The organism is Gemmatimonadota bacterium, assembly GCA_022560615.1.
GTDB lineage: Bacteria > Gemmatimonadota > Gemmatimonadetes > Longimicrobiales > Gaopeijiaceae > UBA1138.
In genome coordinates this window covers 1-19407 of sequence record JADFSR010000055.1, presented here as the reverse complement: position 1 = coordinate 19407, position 19407 = coordinate 1, and the positions used below count along the sequence as shown (strand labels likewise).

The 19407-nt window shown below is 64.8% G+C and carries 16 protein-coding genes; 10 read left to right on the top strand and 6 right to left on the bottom strand.

Features of this window, described 5'->3' with window-relative positions; translation table 11 throughout:
• The first annotated feature begins 1114 nt into the window (after positions 1-1114).
• Positions 1115-1417, top strand: coding sequence for an ATP-binding protein (locus IIB36_18660; protein MCH7533763.1), 303 nt, complete (start codon positions 1115-1117; stop codon positions 1415-1417).
• A gap of 1159 nt (positions 1418-2576) precedes the next feature.
• Here IIB36_18660 and IIB36_18655 read toward each other — a convergent pair.
• Complete coding sequence (locus IIB36_18655; protein MCH7533762.1) at positions 2577-2885, bottom strand: hypothetical protein; 309 nt, start codon at positions 2883-2885, stop codon at positions 2577-2579.
• A gap of 42 nt (positions 2886-2927) precedes the next feature.
• Between IIB36_18655 and IIB36_18650 the strand changes: the two genes are divergently transcribed.
• Positions 2928-4205: an amidohydrolase family protein gene (locus IIB36_18650; protein MCH7533761.1), complete on the top strand. Its 1278-nt coding sequence runs from the start codon at positions 2928-2930 to the stop codon at positions 4203-4205.
• A gap of 213 nt (positions 4206-4418) precedes the next feature.
• Here the strand turns inward: IIB36_18650 and IIB36_18645 are convergent, their stop codons facing one another.
• Both IIB36_18645 and IIB36_18640 read right to left on the bottom strand, forming a co-directional pair.
• The gene (locus tag IIB36_18645; GenBank protein ID MCH7533760.1) at positions 4419-5825 is read right to left on the bottom strand and encodes an amidohydrolase family protein; all 1407 of its coding nucleotides are present in this window, start codon (positions 5823-5825) and stop codon (positions 4419-4421) included.
• 1 nt (position 5826) lies between these two features.
• Positions 5827-8064: a multicopper oxidase family protein gene (locus tag IIB36_18640; protein ID MCH7533759.1), complete on the bottom strand. Its 2238-nt coding sequence runs from the start codon at positions 8062-8064 to the stop codon at positions 5827-5829.
• 123 nt (positions 8065-8187) lie between these two features.
• Here IIB36_18640 and IIB36_18635 point away from each other — a divergent pair, with 123 nt between their 5' ends.
• The gene (locus IIB36_18635; GenBank protein MCH7533758.1) at positions 8188-9339 is read left to right on the top strand and encodes a dipeptidase; all 1152 of its coding nucleotides are present in this window, start codon (positions 8188-8190) and stop codon (positions 9337-9339) included.
• A gap of 626 nt (positions 9340-9965) precedes the next feature.
• Here IIB36_18635 and IIB36_18630 read toward each other — a convergent pair.
• Together IIB36_18630 and IIB36_18625 are read right to left on the bottom strand one after the other, a co-directional pair.
• A complete protein-coding gene (locus IIB36_18630; protein MCH7533757.1) occupies positions 9966-10142 on the bottom strand; it encodes a DUF1595 domain-containing protein in 177 nt (58 codons plus the stop codon).
• 174 nt (positions 10143-10316) lie between these two features.
• The gene (locus IIB36_18625; GenBank protein MCH7533756.1) at positions 10317-11681 is read right to left on the bottom strand and encodes a beta-lactamase family protein; all 1365 of its coding nucleotides are present in this window, start codon (positions 11679-11681) and stop codon (positions 10317-10319) included.
• A 132-nt stretch (positions 11682-11813) separates the two neighbouring features.
• Here IIB36_18625 and IIB36_18620 point away from each other — a divergent pair, with 132 nt between their 5' ends.
• Positions 11814-12323: a hypothetical protein gene (locus tag IIB36_18620; GenBank protein MCH7533755.1), complete on the top strand. Its 510-nt coding sequence runs from the start codon at positions 11814-11816 to the stop codon at positions 12321-12323.
• A 14-nt stretch (positions 12324-12337) separates the two neighbouring features.
• Here IIB36_18620 and IIB36_18615 read toward each other — a convergent pair whose 3' ends face one another.
• Positions 12338-13696: a M23 family metallopeptidase gene (locus IIB36_18615; GenBank protein MCH7533754.1), complete on the bottom strand. Its 1359-nt coding sequence runs from the start codon at positions 13694-13696 to the stop codon at positions 12338-12340.
• A gap of 200 nt (positions 13697-13896) precedes the next feature.
• Here IIB36_18615 and IIB36_18610 point away from each other — a divergent pair, with 200 nt between their 5' ends.
• Genes IIB36_18610 through surE form a run of 6 tightly spaced genes read left to right on the top strand, consistent with a single transcriptional unit; the run spans position 13897 to position 19301 of the window.
• Positions 13897-15168 (top strand): DUF512 domain-containing protein, encoded by a 1272-nt coding sequence (locus IIB36_18610; protein MCH7533753.1) that lies wholly within the window; start codon positions 13897-13899, stop codon positions 15166-15168.
• Positions 15165-16493 carry a ribosome biogenesis GTPase Der gene (gene der / locus IIB36_18605; GenBank protein MCH7533752.1) on the top strand — a complete coding sequence of 443 codons (1329 nt, stop codon included), beginning with the start codon at positions 15165-15167 and terminating at the stop codon, positions 16491-16493. The genes IIB36_18610 and der overlap by 4 nt, the downstream gene beginning before the upstream one ends.
• Complete coding sequence (gene plsY, locus IIB36_18600; protein ID MCH7533751.1) at positions 16490-17137, top strand: glycerol-3-phosphate 1-O-acyltransferase PlsY; 648 nt, start codon at positions 16490-16492, stop codon at positions 17135-17137. Before der ends, plsY begins: the two co-directional genes overlap by 4 nt.
• Positions 17134-18147, top strand: coding sequence for an NAD(P)-dependent glycerol-3-phosphate dehydrogenase (locus tag IIB36_18595; GenBank protein ID MCH7533750.1), 1014 nt, complete (start codon positions 17134-17136; stop codon positions 18145-18147). Before plsY ends, IIB36_18595 begins: the two co-directional genes overlap by 4 nt.
• Positions 18148-18163: 16 nt before the next feature.
• Positions 18164-18535, top strand: a complete 372-nt coding sequence (locus IIB36_18590) for a MerR family transcriptional regulator (GenBank protein MCH7533749.1) — start codon at positions 18164-18166, stop codon at positions 18533-18535.
• A gap of 16 nt (positions 18536-18551) precedes the next feature.
• Entirely contained in the window at positions 18552-19301 is a 750-nt protein-coding gene (gene surE / locus IIB36_18585; protein MCH7533748.1) for a 5'/3'-nucleotidase SurE, read from the top strand.
• The last annotated feature ends 106 nt before the right edge of the window (positions 19302-19407 follow it).

The window sequence follows — 19407 nt, the reverse complement described above, 5'->3', positions numbered from 1 at the left end:
GCACGCGTCTTGCTCGCCTCAGTCAGTTTCTTGAGGAGCTCTGCAAAGGACACTAGGCCATGAAGCGAATTATTCTCGGTACGTTAGCGGCAACAGGGACTTTTCTGGTCATACGAAAGATGGCCGAGAGAGCGGGCCCTTCTATGTGGGAGCGGTGCTCGGGGATGTGCGATCGGATGTTGGCCAACATGCCGGAATCGTTTCCCCCCAATCGCATGATGGCCGACCTCGACTCCCTGAAGGAGAAGACTGAGCGCATCCTTGAGGTGCTGGAGGAACGCCAGCCGTAGACGGCGGCACGAATAGTGACCGTATATGTGGGCGCGCGCGAAGACGCGTTGTATATGTCCCGAACGCCTCAGGTGTCAGTGGTTGCCGACCGGCGCTCGCGCTCCCGGACCCGTCCCTCGGATCGCGCCAAGCGTCCCATCGAGCCATCCCCACGCAGACCGGCCCGGCCCCATCCTTCAGAGTCGGCCGTTTCTCGCTTCAGGAGGATGTGGACATGAGCGTGGTGATCTGGAGTTTTCTCGACCTGCACCCGTCGTACTCCGGCTGGACGAGTCCGCGACGCGCCGTCTCAGTCGCGCAGGGACGCGATGCGCTCGAAGAACTTTGATCCGAGCGAAGAGGCTGAGGATGTTGCGTGCCACGGCGATAGGGCGGTTGGAGCTATCCCCTGCGAGACGGTGCGGACCGTGGTGGAGTAGGGCCAAAAGCCCCGAACGCCGCGAGGACGCTCGGGGCACTAGGTCCAAGCCAGGATGAAAAGGGGCGGCTCAAGTAGGAACCGCCCGCTCACCGATTCATGAGGTACGCACGACGAGGATAGAGAAGGTCAGGTCGCCCGTGCCGGTACAAGCGAGCTTATTGGCCGGGCGGTAGCCCTTCCCCTGGCGTCGGCTGAGGCGTGCCGTGCTCGAGGTCGCGGAAGGGCGTTAGAATCCTTGTGACGTTCAGTGTGACAAACCCCCCTTTCGCTGGCTTTCGCCCAGTTACGTAGAAACCAGAAAAGTTAGGCGCCACAACGATTTTCTTTCGCCCACTTGCGCCCACTGACGCCTCGGCCACATTCCCAAGCTGAGGGTCGCCGGTTCGAGCCCGGTCTCCCGCTCTGGTGAAACAGGAAGCCCCTCAAGGACTTAGAGCCTTGGGGGGCTTTGCTGTTGGGTATCGGATTTGGCGCGGTACCAGAATCGGTAACAGCTCAGGGCCCAAAAAAGTTTCCATCGCATATCGGGCCATACAGAACGGCTTCGAGGCCCGCTTCAGCACCGCCGCTCAGCTCATCGAGGAACTCTCCAACGCCGCTCGTACCGGACGGCTTGCCTCCGCCCTCCACGACTACCTCCACCCCCACGTCCTTGTGATCGATGAGATCGGATATCTCAGTCTGCGTGCCGTAGCCCGAGCTTGAGGCGTCCGATCCGGACGGCCTCGCATACGCCGGGCTCGGGCGCCTCGCCTTGTTTGATGGAATCGTCGGTGAGGCGTCTGGCCGAGCGGCTGCCATGCGCCGGATGGCGGTGGGGCCCGGGAACTCGTTCTGGACCCTTCGCCGGGCTTCTTCTCTCGCGATCGGCCGGCCTTGGAGGTCGCAGTAGACGTAGCCTGAGCGTCCTCGCCCTGGCTCATCCGCTTCATAAGCGCGTAGGCGCGTCCTGCGAGCTTGTTGGCGACGGCACACACGGCCTGATCGTGGACTCGGCCTTTGCGTCGCAAACCGGTGTAGAAGTATCCCCATGCAGGGCGGCCGGCCCCATCGTAGGGTGGGTCGTTCTTCTGTTTGGAATCCTGATTCTCGCCTTCATTCCGTTGTCACCTCCATCACCTCGTAGCCCTAAAGGCGCGGGTGGCCGCTGGGAGATGACGCTTGACGCCGCGCTAGAGCTTCCCGTGCGGAGGGAGCGGGTGAAGATCCATCCGTCGGATGATCTGCGGACGGCAGCCCGCAAGCTCGTTTTGGGGGCGATGAGGCGATGCGCATGGAAAGGTGGGGATCTTCGTGTGGTCTACGTCCCACACCTGAAGCAAGGACGGGGCGCTCTCGTCGGTAGCCTCGCTCTCGGCTTCATTTACCAACCCACGCTCCCGGGCGATGTCCTTCGAAGCTGTCGGATGCGTGCAACTGAAGCTGTCGGACGCGTGCAACCGTTAGGCGGTAGTGCGGGCAGTCCCTCTCGGGCTCGGTGAGATCGCTGCGCCCCCCCAGGGCGCGTCTCTCAACCAGGCACCTGCCCGCGCGTGCCGGCTTGTAATAGGGCAATTACCGTGCCCAATGGGACGTGCCGTGGTCGTCCAGTTTGAATCTTCGAGGCGGTGAAGAACGGGTCCTGCTATTGCGCATTTGAGTATGCGGCACCACAATTGCCGATACCCTCAGACCGGAGGTGCCACTTGACCAACGTTCTGAGGAAGCCGGACGGACCCTCGCAAAACGAGGGACAGCCACAGGCCCCCGGTTCCGACGCGACTTGGAATGGCCGTTGGAAAGGGCCGAAGTTTCGTGGAGCCCCTGCGGAGGGGACCATTCCCCACTCCGCAGGGGCCGTTTGTGCCCGTCGAGCACGAGTCTTTCACTCTTCGGTCGCCTCCAGCAGCCCCACGACTTCCTCTAGCGTCCAAACGTGGTCTGCAACGACCAGCAGCCAGGGCCGGGGTCGTGTGAAGCCGTCCACGCTCCTGCGGTGACAGAATCGGTGACAACACCCACCGCTGACCACCGCCTCCTCGTCGGTCATCACACGAATGCCGAGAGCTTCCAGAGCATCACGGTTCCCTAGCAAGCCGCCCGGCTGACTAAGCGCCGTCGTGCTGAAGGTCCCGCCCGCGCCCGTTCGGCGTCCACTGGAGCACACGTACCCACTTGCCGGCAGACGAGGCATGTGATAGGCGTCAGACTTCAGTCCAAGCGACGGGAGGTTGGTATGCGCCACTTAATGAATGAGCTCCGCGCCACGAACGTGAAGTTGGCCACGATTCTGCTGTTGGCCGCCTTGGTCGCCGGTTGCGCCGGTCCGAGTGGTGAGGCCGTGACGGTGTTCGAGGGCGCCCGACTCATCGTTGGCGACGGAAGCACGATCGAGGATGCCGTATTCGTCGTGGAGAACGATCGCTTCACGGAGGTTGGAGCCCGAGCGGACGTCGACGTTCCGCGGGGCGCCACCCGGGTCGACCTCACTGGGAAGACGGTCATGCCGGCACTCGTGAACGCGCACGTCCACCTGTCGTCGGTGGCCGACGAACACGCCGATCAACTGCGGCACATGGCGTACTACGGATCCGGCGCCGTGCTGAGTCTGGGGCTGGACGAGGGGGACGTTGGCCTCCGGATGCGGAACGAGCTCGTGTCAGATGGCGCGCGGTCCCAGTCCGCGGGGCGTGGCATCACCTCGCCGGAGCCGGGTCGTTCGGAGGTGCCCCACTGGGTCACGACGGAGGCGGAGGCGCGAGCCGCCGTGCGGGAGCTCGCCGCTCAGGAGGTCGACTTCGTGAAGATCTGGGTCGACGATCGCGGTGGCCGATACGAGAGGTTGTCATCCGATCTGTACGGGGCCGTGATCGACGAGGCGCATGCCAACGGCCTACGCGTGACCGCCCACGTGTTCACTCTCGAGGATGCGAAGGGGCTGCTGCGGGCGGGAATCGACGCGTTCGCCCACGGTGTGCGCGACATGGACGTCGACGACGAGCTCGTAGAGCTCTGGACGGCGCGCCCCGACGTGGTCCTCGTCCCGAACCTCCCGGGTCCCGGTGTCGCCGTCGATCTCTCTTGGCTGAGTGGAACGGTGGCCGCGGACCGCCTCGAGGAGATGCAGGGGGCGCAAGTAGACCGTCCGGCGGCGCAGGCGTCGTTCGGGATCCAGGCGCGGAATCTGGCGAGGCTCAACGCCGCGGGGGTCACGATCGCCTTCGGGACGGACGGGAGCTCACCGTGGGCGGTGCATCAGGAGCTCGAGGATATGGTACGGACGGGGATGACCCCGGCCGAGGTGATCGTGGCGGCCACGTCGAACTCCGCGGACCTGATGGAGATACCCGACGTGGGCTCCGTCGCGGCCGGAATGAGCGCCGACTTCATAGTGCTGGACGCGAATCCGCTCGACGACATCACGAATACCAGGCGGATATCCGCCGTGTATCTGAGAGGGACGGAGGTCGACAGGGACGCGCTCGGCACGCGGTTCAGGGGCGGGTCTCAATAGGTTCGATGTGCACCCCGTTCGCGAACGTCATGTGAAGCGGACACCGTCTGCGCCACGTGCGCAAGGCAGGCCGGTCCTATAACGGGGCACGTGCGGGCAGGTGCCTGGTTGGAAGCGCGCCCTGGGGGGGCGCAGCGATCCACCGAACCCGAGAGGGACTGCCCGCACTTCTACCTTGACCGATCCGGCGCGGAAGACTAGCCGGACCAGCGGCTAGCGGATCCCGACGATGCCGCGGATCGAGTCGATCAGCTTGCTCGAGTCCCAACCGACGCCGTGACGGAAGACGATCTTGGTTCCGTGCAGGTTGCCGGCGGCCTCGAGATCACCCTCGATGACCACCAAGTCGGCAACCTTGCCGACTTCGATAGTGCCCACATCCTCGTCGATCCCGAGCACTTCGGCTCCGTTGGCGCTCATGATCTGCACCACCTCCGGGGCGCTGAACCCGGCCTCCAGGAGGAGCTCGTAGTTGCGCTGATCACCGAGCCCTGGAGGCGCGGCACCGTACCCGGTCGGGTCCACGCCGGCAGCGAGCAGACCGCCCGCAGCGACGAAGGCACGCTCGTACTCCATTGCCTTGGCAAGCATCGCCGGAGAGATCGCGCCCCGGCCTGCCCGCCGGGCGATCGCGATCTCTCGAACCTCCTCGGCGATCTCGGGGGCCAGCACGTCGTACACGCGCTCATCGATCGGCGGGCGGCCCGACACTGAGATCTCGTAGACGACTAGCGTCGAGGTCATCGCCACGCCTGCGTCGATCATGTCCCTGAACGTCTTCTGGACCTCGGGGCTGCCCACGTCGAGATCCGCATACGCGTTGCGAAACCCCTGCGGGCACTCGTCTGGGCGCTTGTCCGGTGCGTACTCGCTGTTGGCGAAGAGGCCGTGCTCCAAGTTGTCGATCCCCAGCGCGACGGCCTCCTGATACCCGACCGAGCACAGGTGGGCTGTGACCTTCACGCCGTGGCGGTGGGCCTCGTCGATCACGGCCCCCAGCTCGGCCCGCGAGATCCAGGTGTAGGCCTTGAACCAGCTCACGCCCTCCTCTGCCCAGTAGCGCACGACACGACGCGCCTGATCGGGGCCCTTCAGCCGCGCCATTGTCAGCGAGCCTTGCTCGCCGGTCAGGTAAGGGCCGGTCGTGAACATCGTCGGGCCGACCACACGCCCAGCCTCGATCTCCCGCCTGAGGTTGAGCTCTTCGTACGGCGCCCTCGCTCCTGTCGTGCGGATCGTCGTCACGCCCGACGCGAGGTATAGCCTCGACCCCGAGAATGAGAGCTGGGCCGCGCGTCCGCGTCCGCCCGTGTAGTAGCTGTGGTTATGCAGCCCGATGAGGCCTGGGATCACCGTGTGACCGGTCAGATCGAGGACCTCCGCTCCGGCCGGAATCCGGACCGTGCCGCTCGGACCGACCGCGGTGATCCTGTCGTCCTCGATCAGGATCGTTTGATCCTCGAGAGCCGGCGTGCCCAAGCCGTCGATCAGCTTCACGTGCGTGAGCGCGATCACGGGGCCATTCACGGCTACGAGTTCCTGGAAATCCTGCGCCGTCGCAGGGGACGCCGAAAGAAGCAGGGCGACGGCGAGAGCGAGGGAGGCGATTCGTACGTTCATGTCAGTTTCCTTCGACGTCGAAGACGAACTTCATTCCGGACTCCAGGTGCTCCGCAATGTGGCAGTGCACCATCCAGCGGCCCGGGTTCGAGAGCTCCAACAGGATGTCCGTCGTGGAGCCCGCCGGCAACAAAACGGTGTCCTTCCAGACGAGGTTGTCGTTCGGCACGCCGTTCTGCTCCAGCACGAGGAAGCGCTGTCCGTGGATGTGGAGCGGGTGCTGCATGGAGTGGAACGCGCCGCGGTCGTTGTGGATGCGGATCTTTACCACGTCGCCGACCCGGAATCGCCAATCGATCTGCTCGTTCTCGGCGCCGGTCAGACCATCGCGCAGAATCCAGCCGATCTCGGATCCCGTCGTCGCCCAGTTCATCACGGGCATGGTGCCGGTCCATTCGACCGGGTTGAAGTAGATCCAGTCGTAGAGCATCGACTGCTCGATCGCCAACGGCAGGCTGTCGACTTCCAGCGTCAGCACGAGCTCGTGGTCGGGCGCACGACCGAACTCACTCCGGTACGGGTCGATGTCCGCTCGGACGTCGTCGTTGATGCGCAGCGTCTCGAAGGCGTGTCCGTGGTCCGCGCCCGTGCGTGCCCCGGACACGGCCACGGTTCCGAGTCTACGGACTTCCTCCCGAAAGAGACCCATGCGGTGGTTGATGCCCTGGACGTGATTCGTAAGCGCGTAGGCTCCGGGCTCCTCGAAAAGAACCTCGACGACATAGCGCTCGGCCGGCGCGAGCACGATGCTCTCTACCATGGTCTCACGCTCGAACTTGCCCACATCGGAGCCCACGACCTTCACGGGCAGCGGTGGAGCATCGGGCTCAGAGGTCGACCGGAACGACAGATTGAACGTCCTCGTATTCGAGACGTTCGTGAAGAAGAAGCGCACGACATCCCCAGCATCGACCTCGAGGCGGTAGTCGGGCTCGCCGTTCGTCAGGAAGACGTTTCCGAAGCGGCCCATGAGCATGTAGTTCGACGACTCGCTTCCGAACGGAACCAGACCCGAATCGTCGAGCAGCAGGTCGTCGAGCATCACGACCTCTTCGCGGTTCACCGGGCTGTAATACGAGTCGGCGAGTGGCTCCACGAGCATGTTGCCGGCGAGACCCATCTCCTGCTGCACGTCCTCGCGGTGATGGGGGTGATACCAGTAGATGCCGGCGTCGCGGAAGTAGATCTGATAGCGGAACGACTCGCCCGGCTGCACGGGCTCTTGCGTCACACCGGGCACGCCGTCGTAACGGTTGTCGAGCCGGACACCGTGCCAGTGCACCGTTGTGGGCAACGGTGTGTTGTTCGTGAAGTCGACGAAGATCGTCGTCTTCTCGCCGACTTCGATGAGCGGGCCGGGGATCTGGCGGTTGAACGCGAGCATGACCAGCGTCCGTCCCTCTATCTCGCGCCGTACGAATCCGGCTCTCAGGTCCAGCGTGCCCCCGTCCGAAAGTCGGACCACCTGGCGGGGGAGCGCTTCGGGAACGTCGGGCTCGGCGCCCGGCAAGAAGGGGGAAGACCGGGGTCTGCCCTCGATGATGCCCGGCAGCATCGGCACCCCCTCGTACATGGGCGGCAGGCGCCACGTCGAGGCCCCCGGCGTGGGCGTTCTGCTCGCGCCCCCTGCTTCGGCGGCCGGCGCGAGTGCCATGAGATCGTGGGCCTCCATTCGGCTCGAGGGCGAGCGGCCGCGTAGGACGAGCGGCCCGGTGCGCTCGGCCGCCTCGGCCGAGGCCTCCGCAGTGACGAGCACGATGTACTTGTTGAAGGCGACCTCGCCGAGCTCGTTCCTGCCGTTGCCGACCTCGCCGAGGCGTACCACGGGATCGAGCACCAGTGGCGTCGCCCATGCGACGTACGTCGTGTACGGACCGAGCGTCGCGGGGTCCGGGAGGCCCGCGATCCACGCGGTCAGCTTGTGCCGGTGGCGTCCCTGGGCGGTGACGGTGACGCCGAACGGTGACCACGGGCGGGTGAGAGCCACCACGCCGGTCGCGTCGCCCGCGCGCGCCGTGGAGAAGAGGTCGATGCAGAAGAGGTCGGAGGCGGGGCGGTCGAGCACGCTTCCTGATCGCACCGGCCGACCCCCATCCGCCGTGAAGATCGATGCCCCCGTCGCCGGAGGGCGATCCGCGCACAGCGGCGGGACGCCGGCGATCTGGGTCGATGCCTGAAGCGGAAGCATCGCGAGGGTGACGACGGTCGCTGCCGCGCTGCGGATGAGAGGGCAGTGCATCGTCGGAAGATGGGGGCTTGGGACATGCGCTGCGAGAGCGGGCCCACGGCGGGCGCGCTCCGCGTCCGGACTGGCACCGATCTCCACTGAGAATCAGTTTAGCGCATCGGACCAGGAGGCCCCATGAATCGATCACATCGGACGGCAGTGCTCGCACTCGCGGCCACTGCGCTCGCTGCGCCGTGCACGCCCGTCGACTCCCAGGAGACGCTCGCACAGCGGATCGAGCGTATCCTGTCGCAAGTCCCGCTCATCGATGGGCACAACGACCTTCCCGGCCGGATCCGCGGGATCAAGACCTCGGACGGGGACGTCGGCCTGTACGATCTGAGGCAGACCACCACAGGAGACACCGACCTCCCGAGACTACGGGAGGGAATGGTGGGCGCACAGTTCTGGTCGGTGCACGTGGACGTCGACGACCCTGCGCCGGCCAAGCAGCAGCTCGAGCAGATCGACATCGCGCATCGGATCTTCGAGGCGTATCCGGACGAGCTCGAGTTCGCGGGGAGCACCTCGGACATCCAGCGCGTCTTCGGGGCCGGGAGGATCGCTTCCCTGCTCGGCATCGAAGGCGGGCACGTCATCGAGAACTCGCTGGGCGCGCTGCGCGCGTTCTACCGTGCCGGCGTCCGCTACATGGGGCTCACCCACTTCTCGAACACCGACTGGGCGGACTCCGGTACCGACGACGTCGTCAACGACGGGCTCTCCCCCTTCGGTGAGGAGGTGGTTAGAGAGATGAACCGGATGGGCATGCTCGTCGACCTCGCACACACGTCGCCCGCGACGATGAGCGACGCACTGAACGTCGCCGAAGCGCCTGTCATCTTCTCGCACGCGGGGGTGATGGCGCTCGCCGATCACCCCCGCAACGTGCCGGACTCGATTCTCCGGCGGCTCCGTGAGAACGGCGGCGTCCTGATGCAGGTCTTCTATCCGCCTTACATCAGCGTCGAAGACTCCGTCGCGACGATCTCCGACGTCGCCGACCACATCGAGCACATCAGGGACGTGGCGGGAATCGATCACGTCGGCATCGGCTCCGATTTCGACGGGATTCCAACGTACGTCCAAGGCCTCGAGGACGTCTCCACATTCCCGGCGCTCTTCATGGAACTGGCGCGCCGCGGGTGGTCGGACGAGGAGCTCGAGAAGCTCGCGGGCGAGAACTTGCTGCGGGTCATGCGGCAGACCGAAGCAGTGGCGATGCGGCTTCAGAGGGAGCGTGCGCCCTCCACGAGGACGATTGAGGAGATGGACGGGAGGCGGTAGGCGAGCAGCTCTTTGCGTTCAGGACGGAGAGTCGGCCCGAGGCGATGATGATCTTCCGTCTTTCGAGATCCTCACGTTGGGCGCCGACGCGGCGCTCTTCGGGCGCCGTGCCGGCGCTCTTCGGGGCTGCGCCGATCGGTCCCATTGCGCCGGTCGTTCATCCGGCGGTCCGACAGTTCACGACGCTGGGGTGACACCTCCATCAAGGTGGTGCGACGAACAGTGTCGCGACGGTGCTCGGCTCGACGATCGGCCACGTCACGACGCTCGTAAGCTTCCCGGCGGCTGCGCTCTACATACATCCAATTCTCCATGGCCGGTCTGGCTTCCTGCTTCCTCCGGTGAGCTCTGCGGTGCCACCTTGCAGCGTGCCCTGAATGCGCAAGAAGCACGCCCTCACCAGGATGTCGGGCTCCCGTCGTATCTGTGATGCTCTAACATGTTTCACAACAACATGTTACACGTCCAAATACACTTGCGCTGTCCCTGTTGCGACGCCACCGCAGTCGGTGTCCTTTCGTGGGCGGGGTACCTCGCCCAGCTTTTTCGTGGGCTCCGGGCTCCCCCGGATCCGCTTTGCGGCCCGATTCGCGCTTCCACGGTTGCCGCAACACTGCAACCCTCCGTTACTGCGGCGGCTCGGCGGCGGAGAAGCGGATGACGCGGTCCTGGCGTACGGTGGTACTGGATGATCGCCCGAACTCCAACTCGAAGTCACCGTTCGCGGCCGCTTCGTCATAGAACGACATCAAGCCCGCGCGATCGTCTTCGCTGAGCGGGCGGCGGAACGCCTGCTCGCCCATCCTCGATATGATCGCGGCCGCGCACGGGCGCGCCTCACTCCGCGAGGCAGTGAATTCACGCCGTTCGCGTCGGAGACGTGCATCCAACGGTCCATCTCCAGCAGCGCGACCCGCTCGCCATCGATCAAGATCTCGATCTCCTCGAGTGCGTCGGCGGCCTGGTCAGCGACATCCCTACCGCCGGATCGTATCGTATCCGCGAACGGCCTGATTGCCCGAGTGGAAGCTCTTGATGATCGCCTGCTGGGCCATGTTCGCTACGTCCTGCCGGATATTGAGATGTCGGTAGGACGAGATCTGAACCATCATGATGGTGACCATCTCCTCGGTGGGATCGATCCAGAAGACGGTGCCCCACGCGCCTCCCCAGCCGAAAGTGCCCGGCGTGAGGGCCTGCCGTGACTTCGCCGGATCTGTCACCATGCTAAACCCCAGACCGAACCCGTAGGCGTCGGCGCCCTTGATGTAGATCGGCAAGTCGCCCGTGTGATTCGTGATCATCTGGTTGACCGTCGTCGGGCTCAGCAGCCGCACGCCGTCCAGTTCGCCTCCGTTCAGAATCATCTGGGAGAAACGGAAGTAGTCGGCCACGGTGGATGAGAGTCCGGCTACGCCGCCGAAGTACGACGTGGGTCGGTCGGGCCCGGGCGCCGTGCGAAGCTCGATCGTATTGCCCGGACCGGATGGACTGTAGACAGCCGCGATCCGATCCACCTTCGAGTCGGGCACGTTGTAGTGGGTGTCGACCATGCCCAGAGGGTCGAAGATTCGCTCCTGCAGAAACTGGTCCAGGCTCTGCCCTGAGATGCGTTCGACCAGAAGTGCCACGTAGTCGGTCGAGCTGCCGTAGCGCCATTGGTCGCCCGGATGGAAGGCCAGGGGGAGTGAGGCCCGCGCGACGATCGTCTCCTCCAAGGTGGCCTTGCGACCGGCGAGTGCGCGTTCCTCGTCAGAGAGGAGGTCCCGAGATGGGTCGACGCCCGCGGTATGGGTGAGCACGTGGCGGAACGTGATGCTTCGGTCCGCGGGGACCCGTGTCACGCCTCCCTCGCTCTCGACGAGCACCTGCTTGTCGGCGTACTCGGGCATATATTTGGAGATCGGGTCGTCGAGTAGGAAATAGCCCTCCTCGAAGAGCATCATGAGCGCGGCACTCACGATGGGCTTCGTCATCGACATGATCACGAAGATCGCGTCGGCGGGCATCTGATCGTTCCCCTCGATGTAGCGGTGCCCTTGGGCTTTGAGGTGCACGACCTTGCCCTGTCTCGCCACGAGGGTCACGGTGCCCGCCACCATGTTGGAGTCGATGTACCGCTGCATGGTGGCGTCCAGGCGCTCGAAGCCCTCGGACGACATGCCCACGCTCTCCGGTTCGGCCCACGGCAGCTGTTGCGCAGCGGCAGGTGAGGCGAGAGCGAGCGCCAGTGGCACCGTTACGGCAAGTGTCGCAAGGGTCGCCATGGCCGTCGGCCCGACTAGCCGACCCGATGCCGCCGAAACGTCTCGCTGGATCGTGCATGCTCGCTTGTCCATCACCGTACCCCCTCCGATTGGGACTGAACTGACAACGCGCTCGCGATGGATCGCGTGGCACAACGTTTCGATTTCCATGCGGGCGCGCAAACCAGGCGTGCGGAACCATGCGCGGCGCCCCCGAGTTCTGCCTGTGTGAAACCCGCAGCCCTCTTCAAGTCCCGCTTTGTCGTGGTTGCGGCAACCGTCGCCGTCGCTTCTTGCGGGGATGACCCGGTGACGCTGTCGGCTCCCGACGACCCGGTGGTCCCCGACGCGATCGTGCCGACCGATTCGGTACCGCCGACTCTATCCGACGTTTTCGTCGACAACGCCCTTGTCAGTGTTCTCAACACGAGGGGACGCGTGGTCTTGAGTGCGGAGCTGGCCGACGACGACTCGGGAGTGCGCACCGTTTTGGCCCACTTCGACACTCCGACAGGGGCTGCGATCACCAGTTTCGTGACGCTGAGCCGCGTATCCGGCACGAACAGGGCGGGCACGTGGTCGGGGATCCTGGATATCGCGCCCAACACCGGGATCGGGACATGGACCCTTGCGGTCCTTCGCGCGGAGGACGCGGCCCGAAATGCCGCGTCGTGGGACAGTGCCGCGCTCGATGCGCTGGGCTTCGCGATCACCTTGCAGGTGGTCGGCAGTGGCTAGTACACGCTGCTACTTTACTGCTGCTGCTGATCGGCGTCCATCCAACCGGTGTGGCCGCTCGGCACCCGAACGTACAGGAAGCCCTCGTAGCGACCGAGCACTGGCACCTGCTCGCCGGCGTTGAGCCGGACGATCACGAGTGCAGCGTCGTTGGGCTCGAGCAACACCACTCCTCCCGCCGCCGCGACCTGCGAGCCGAGCGGTGAGTCGACCGGTTCTGTGAGTCGCGCCGCTACGTAGCCGTCGATTCCATCGGGGGATCGCACACGGAAGTACTCACCGGAGCCGCCGAGTACACGCAGGGGCGTGTATTGGCCGAGTTCTCTGATTATTGCACCGTGACGTCCGGGCGCCGCACGCAGTCGGGTCCCGTCGTTGACCAGGCGCACCCATTTGCCGAGCTGATCGAGGTCCGCAGTCTGCTCCGCGAGCGTGCCGCGCGGCGGATTCAGGAATGGATAGGGATCCACCGGACCTTCACGGCGGCGGTATACGGCGAAGTGTAGATGGGGCGGGGTGGTACGTGCGTTACCGGTATTCCCGACGAAGCCCACGGTGTCGCCGATCTGGACTTCGTCTCCGCTACGCACGTACTGACTGTCGAGGTGCGCGTAATAGATGTTCGAGTTGCGAACGGCGTCTCTCAGCCAGACGACCTTGCCGCCCAGACTCGTGATCTCGACCCGATTGACCCGGCCGGCGGATACCGCCAGCACCGGCGTTCCGCGACGTGCGAAGATGTCCACGCCGTGATGACTGCGCTGGCCTCCGTCCCGCGCCACGCCGAAGCTGCTCTGGACGGCTCGTATGCCGTAGCCTTCCAGCGGGAAGGCGAGCTGCGCCTCGAGCTTGAGTGTGACGGCGTACGTGCCGCCCCGAAGCAGTTCGGGTTGGAGCCGGAGCACGTACTCGCCACCTCTCCACGGCTCGACGACGAACTCACCCGGCACGGAATCGCTGGAGAACACCGGCCGGAGGGGGTCGTCCTCGTTCGCGGGCACGCGGAAGAGATCGACGAAGAGCCGTGTTTGCTCGCTGGAGTTGAGCGTCACTTCGGCGGTGAGCCGCTGACCACGTGAGATCGTGACGCGGTATGCCATCGCACCGGGATCCTCCGCACTGATGAATCCCTCTTCGTGGAACGGCAGCGACACCGGAGCTGGAGACTCGACGGCCTCGCGACCCGCCATGATCCAATCGCGCCCCAGAGCGGTCTCGAGGAGGCCGGCGTCCGCCAACGATGCCTCGTAGGCTTCGTACGGCGTCATGTCCCGGAAGCGGTCCTGGACCTGCTCGACCTGCTCGCACGCCGTCAGGGCAGCCAACGCCACCACGGCTATGACCCCTTCCCACCGTTTTCCACCGCTGGTCATGTTCCTCGCACCACACGTGTCCGGCGACAATCCATGCGCATGGGATCCTTGTTTAGGCGTATTCAATCCCGCGAGCTCCTCCCGAAGCTGACCTTTTCCTGTTGCATCGGTCAAGCGGATGAATTGTAGCGGACACGGCGCCCGGTTAGTTTTTCGGCCCACTCTCGGGCACTTTTCCGTACTAACCCCTAGTATCGACCGTGGTACGCATCGCCGAAATCGAAGCTGGCAGCATCGCCGACGAGCTCAGTCTCGAGATCGGCACGCGGATCGTGCGTATCAACGGCGAACCGGTTCGTGACGGCATCGATCTGACGTTCCTGCTTGCGGACACCGAGCTCGAGCTCGAGACCGTTTCTCCGGACGGAGAGGTGGTGCTGTACGAGATCGAGCGCGAGCCCGGCACGCCGATAGGGATCGTGCCGGCTCCGGACACGATCCGAGAGTGCGCGAACAAGTGCGTGTTCTGCTTCATCGACGGCAACCCGAAGGACGCTCGTCCGACGCTCTGGCTGCGTGACGACGACTTCCGGCTATCGTTCACGTACGGCAGCTACGTGACGCTGACCAACCTTGGCCCGAAGGGCCTGCAGCGACTCGTCGATCAGCGCATCTCGCCGCTCTACGTGAGCGTGCACGCGACGGAGCCGGAGGTGCGTGAGCGGCTACTGGTCAACAAGAGGGCCGGCCTGATCATGAGCCAGCTGCGCGAATTGATCGGGGGAGGGCTCGAAGTCCACACTCAGATCGTGCTCTGTCCCGAGTGGAACGACGGGCCCCATCTCGAGCGCACGATCAAAGACCTGTGGAGCCTGGGGCCGTCGGTCCGTTCGCTCTCCGTCGTACCGGTCGGGCTCACGCGCTACAACATCAATCGACCCGTGCGCCCATTGATGCCGTCCGAGGCAGGAGCGGCGATCGACCGAGTCGACCACGCACGCGAACGCGGTTTCGCGGAACGGGACCTCGGATGGTGCTACGCGGCCGACGAGATGTATCTCATCGCGGGCCGGTCCGTGCCGGACGCAGCGTACTATGACGACGGTGCCCTGTACGAGAACGGAGTGGGGGCGATCCGCCGCTTCGTCGATGGCTTCGACGCGGGGCTCGCGACCGTGGCGCGCTTCGAAGGACGGCGTGTCCGTCTCGTGACGGGGCTCTCGATGTCGCCGTTCTTGCGGGAGCGGAGCGGCCGCCTCGCGGCTGCTACGGCCGCCGACGTCGAGGTCGTCGAGGTCCGGAACCAGTACTTTGGCGAGTCGGTCACCATCGCAGGACTGCTCGGCGGGCGGGATATCTTGAAAGCCCTCGGCGACTCACAGGACGGAGACGTCATCGTGCTGCCGGCAGAGGCACTCAACGCGGACGAGGTCTTCATCGACGATCTTGCCAAGTCCGAGCTCGTGGCGGTGCTCGCTCCGGCGGAGATCCGCACGGGCTACGAGATCACTGAAGCGCTGAGGATCGCTTGAACCGGCGGCTTCCCGTCATCGCGATCGTCGGGCGGCCGAACGTCGGGAAGTCGACGTTGTTCAACCGAGTGATCGGCTCCCGCGTCGCGATCGTCGATGAGCGTTCGGGCGTCACTCGAGACCGCAACTTCGCCGCGACGGACTGGGCCGGGCACCACTTCTACATCGTCGATACCGGCGGCGTCATCGAGGGCAGCGACGAGCCACTCGACCGAGCGATCCGGCATCAGGCGTTTGCGGCGGTCGAAGAAGCCGACCTGATCCTGTTCCTCGTCGATGGCAAGGAAGGTTTGCATCCGCTCGACGAGGCCCTCTCCGAAGTGCTGAGGAAGACGGCAAAGCCAGTTCTCCTGGTCGTGAACAAGATCGATAACCTGCCGCGCGATCAGAGCCACCTCGACTTTTGGTCGCTCGGCATCGGAGAGCCGATCGCGGTGAGCGCACTCTCCGGCAAGGGTTCTGGTGATCTGCTCGACCAGGCGATCGAGGCTCTACCTGAGGCGCTCGAGGCCGAAGACGGAGACGACACCATCCGCGTTGCGGTCGTCGGAAAACCCAACGTCGGCAAGTCGAGCTTCGTGAACCGGCTCATCGGTGAGGAGCGGGTCGTCGTGTCGGAGGTTGCCGGCACGACCCGGGACCCGATCGATACTCCCTTCCGCTACCACGGCAAGACCCTCGTCTTCATCGATACTGCCGGGCTTCGCAGGCACACGAAGGTCAAGGACAGCCTCGAGTACTACAGCGCGCTCCGGACCGAACGGGCCGTATATGAGGCCGACGTATGCCTGGTGCTGATCGACTGTAGCGAGGAGGAGCTGCACGCGCAGGACGTGAAGATTCTCCAGACCGCCTGGGAGGCCGGCAAGGCGGTGATCTTGCTCGCTAACAAGTGGGATCTGGTCGAGAAGGACACGATGACCGCGCCCGACTTCCAGAAGACCATGCGGCAACGCATTCCGTTTCTGCAGTGGGTACCGATGGTCTTCACGTCCGCACTCACCGGCCAACGCGTTCGGAAATGTCTTGATCTGATCCTGGAGGTGTTCGAAGAGCGTCGTCGCCGGATCGAGACGCACGAGGTCAACGCGATCATGGAGGCGCTGCTCCGTCGTCAGCCGCCGCCACTCCATAGAGGTCGCCGCGTGCAGGTGAAATACGCGACCCAGATCACTGTGGCTCCCCCGACGTTCGCCATCTTCTCGAACTTTCCGAAGGCGCTGCCCGCGAGCTACGTTCGCTTCCTCCACAACGGGTTCCGGGATGCCTGGACCTTCATGGGCACCCCGATCCGCCTTCGTTTCCGGAGCGGCAAAGAGAAGTGACCTACGCCCTGCTTGCGCTTTCCTACCTGCTCGGCGCGACGCCGACGAGCTACTGGATGGGGAGGGCGTTTCACGGGCTCGATCTCCGCGAGCACGGATCCGGCAACCTGGGCGCGTCCAACGTTTTCAGGATCCTGGGTCCGAAGTGGGCTCTGCCGGTCGTCGCGGTCGATGTGACGAAAGGTTTCGTCCCAGTCTGGTTGTTCCCGAGCATGGTGGACGGAGACCTTGGATGGACGCTCGCGTTCGGGGGTGCGGCGATCGTGGGGCACATCTTCTCCCTCTGGGTCGGCTTCAAGGGCGGGAAGGGGATCGCGACCAGCGCCGGAGTCTTTCTCGCCCTGGCGCCCTGGGCGGTGCTCGGCGCTTTCGTCGTTTGGCTCGTCCTGACGTTGCCGACCGGGTATGTGTCGCTCGGCTCCATGGGTGCTGCGGCCACGCTGCCGGTGTTCGTGGCGCTGACGCCCCACCGGGGCGACACGACGGTACTCTGGTTCACCGTGACGCTCGCGCTTTTCGTCCTATGGGCCCATCGCTCGAACATCCGACGGCTGCTGCAGGGGACCGAGAGCCGATTCGGGAAAGCGCATGTGGACGACGCCGACACCAACGACGGCGCTGATCCGGCCGAGGCGGCGCCATGAGCGATTCGCTCCCGATCACCGTGGTGGGTGCGGGTGCTTGGGGCACGGCGCTCTCGGCTCTGCTCGTCAGGAAGGGACACGCAGTCACGATCTGGTCCTACGAGCCGGAGATCGCCGAGTCGATCAACCAGCGTCGCCTCAACCCGTATCTGTCCGATGTCTCGCTGCCCGAGGGACTGCACGCCGAAACTGAGCTGGCGCGCGCGGTCCGTGGTGCGGACATGGTGCTCTCGGCGAGCCCGTCGCAGTTCGTGCGGCCGGTCATGGCCGAGGCGGCCGGAAGCCTGGCTCCCGGCGCTTTGATCGTGAGCGCCTCCAAGGGTATCGAGCTCGGCTCACTTCTGTGTATGGACAAAGTGCTCGATGGTGTGCTCTCGCAGGCGCACATGCAGCGGTTTTGCGCGCTCTCCGGCCCTAGCTTCGCGCGCGAGGTCGCCGACGGATCGCCGACAGCGGTCGTCGTCGCGGGTCGGACGGAGGAAGCCGCGGAGCAGGCGCAGGACATTTTCCAGACCTCGTACTTCCGCGTCTACACCAACACCGACGTCGTGGGGGTCGAACTCAGCGGTGCGCTCAAGAATGTCATGGCGCTTGCGGCGGGGATGACCGTCGGTCTCGGATACGGACACAACACGATGGCCGCGCTCATCACGCGAGGGCTCGCGGAGATGACGCGGCTCGGGGTCGCGATGGGCGCCGAGACAGCTACTTTCTCGGGGCTGGCCGGCGTGGGCGACCTCGTGCTCACATGTACGGGATCGCTGAGCCGGAACCGAACGGTCGGTTATCGGTTGGGGCAGGGGGAGTCCCTCGATGAGATCCTGGCCGACATGACCGCGGTGGCCGAGGGCGTGAAGACCGCAGCAGCGGTGCACGAGCTCGCCGCCCGACACGGCGTCGAGATGCCCATCGTGGAGCAGGTGTATCAAATCGTGGAGGAAGACAAACGTCCCGCGGACGCCCTGAAGGAACTCATGCTGCGGGACCCGAAGCCGGAAGACTGGAAATGAGCGAACGGGAGCGGTGATGAACGAGCCGATCGCGAAGAAGGTCTACTACTCAATCGGGCAGGTGTGTGACCTCACGGGCCTCAAGCCACACGTGCTCCGGTATTGGGAGACCCAATTCGACGTCCTCAACCCGACGAAGAACCGTGCCGGCAATCGCGTCTATCGATCGAAGGAGATCGAGATCATCCTGCTCGTGAAGCATCTTCTCTATGAGAAGAAGTACACGATCGAGGGGGCCAACAAGCGACTCGTCGAGATGCGCAGGGCAGGTGAGCTGGAGGAGGAACGCCAGGACGTGCTCAAGCCGGAATTCCTCGCCGGCATCAAGACCGAGCTCGAAGAGCTCCGCCAGGTGCTCACCCCAGGCACGGCTTCGGAGGGCGGCTGACAGGTAGCCCGTGGCCGTGAAGATCCTGTGCACGAACGACGACGGGTATATGGCGACCGGGATTCGCATACTCGCTTCGGCCGCCAGCTCGCTAGGCAGTGTCAGCACCGTGGCTCCCGATCGGGAACAGAGCGCGACGAGTCACTCCCTCACGCTCCATCATCCGCTGCGGGCGCGCCGCACGGTGGATGGGGCGTTCGTCGTGGACGGTACTCCGACGGACTGTGTGATCCTGGGTGTGAACGAGCTTCTTCCCGAGCGGCCTGACGTCTGCCTCTCAGGGGTGAACCACGGACCGAACATGGGCGAAGACGTGCTTTATTCGGGAACGGTCGCCGCGGCCATGGAGGCCACCGTGATGGGCATTCCCTCCATTGCGCTCTCCTACGTCGGGGACCGCTTCGAGGATCTGGAGGGCTGGGAAGCGGTGGTGCGGGCGATCCTCGAGGGAATCCTCAAGCGCGACGGCTTTCCCGAGGACACGTTGTTCAACGTGAACCTGCCGTCGGTAGCGCCTGACGAAGTGCGCGGCATCAAGGTCACCTCGCTGGGTCGGCGCCGTTACGCGGACTCGATCCTGCGCTCCAAAGACCCGATGGGCAAGGAATACTTCTGGATCGGCGGTGGGTCGATGAGCTGGTGTGGTCCCGAAGACTCGGACTTCCGAGCTGTCGAGGACGGCTATGTTTCTGTGACTCCGCTTCACCTGGACCTCACCAACTACAAGCTGCTCAAGGAGATCCGCGCGTGGGATCTGGGCCTCTAGACGACACCCGCTTCGTCGGATACCGGCGTAAGCTCATCGAAGACATTCGGGCACGGGGGATCGACGACCTCCAGACGCTCCAGTGCTTCGACATGGTGCCACGTCA